Source organism: Vibrio sp. 03_296 (genome assembly GCF_002265885.1).
The window spans coordinates 1-586 of record NZ_NPKW01001199.1 but is presented as its reverse complement, the minus strand read 5'-3'; the positions used below and the strand labels follow the sequence as shown (position 1 = coordinate 586).

Here is a 586-nt window from a genome sequence, read left to right as displayed (position 1 = left end):
GGAGCGGACGGGACTCGAACCCGCGACCCCCGGCGTGACAGGCCGGTATTCTAACCAACTGAACTACCGCTCCGCACTGGTTAGACCTAAGTCTAAATTAAAAGCCTGGCGATGTTCTACTCTCACATGGGGAAACCCCACACTACCATCGACGCTATTTCGTTTCACTTCTGAGTTCGGAATGGGTTCAGGTGGGTCCAAAACGCTATGGTCGCCAAGCAAATTCTTAAAATTCGGAAAGCTGTTTGCGTTCTCTACACATTCAATTCGTTCTTGCTTTGAGTCCATCAAAACCCTTTGGGTGTTGTATGGTTAAGCCTCACGGGCAATTAGTACAGGTTAGCTCAACGCCTCACAGCGCTTACACACCCTGCCTATCAACGTTCTAGTCTCGAACAACCCTTCAGGATACTTAAAGTATCAGGGAAGACTCATCTCAGGGCTCGCTTCCCGCTTAGATGCTTTCAGCGGTTATCGATTCCGAACTTAGCTACCGGGCAATGCGTCTGGCGACACAACCCGAACACCAGAGGTTCGTCCACTCCGGTCCTCTCGTACTAGGAGCAGCCCCCTTCAATCTTCCAAC

1 tRNA gene and 2 rRNA genes are annotated in these 586 nt (G+C 51.0%); all 3 read right to left on the bottom strand.

The annotated features are described in order from the left end of the window. Nucleotides 1-73 (bottom strand) — tRNA-Asp (locus tag CIK04_RS30960). A 30-nt stretch (nt 74-103) separates the two neighbouring features. After that, nucleotides 104-219: ribosomal RNA gene (gene rrf, locus CIK04_RS30955) — 5S ribosomal RNA — on the bottom strand. Between the two features lie 89 nt (nt 220-308). Continuing rightward, nucleotides 309-586 (bottom strand): 23S ribosomal RNA (locus CIK04_RS30950); the annotation flags it as partial.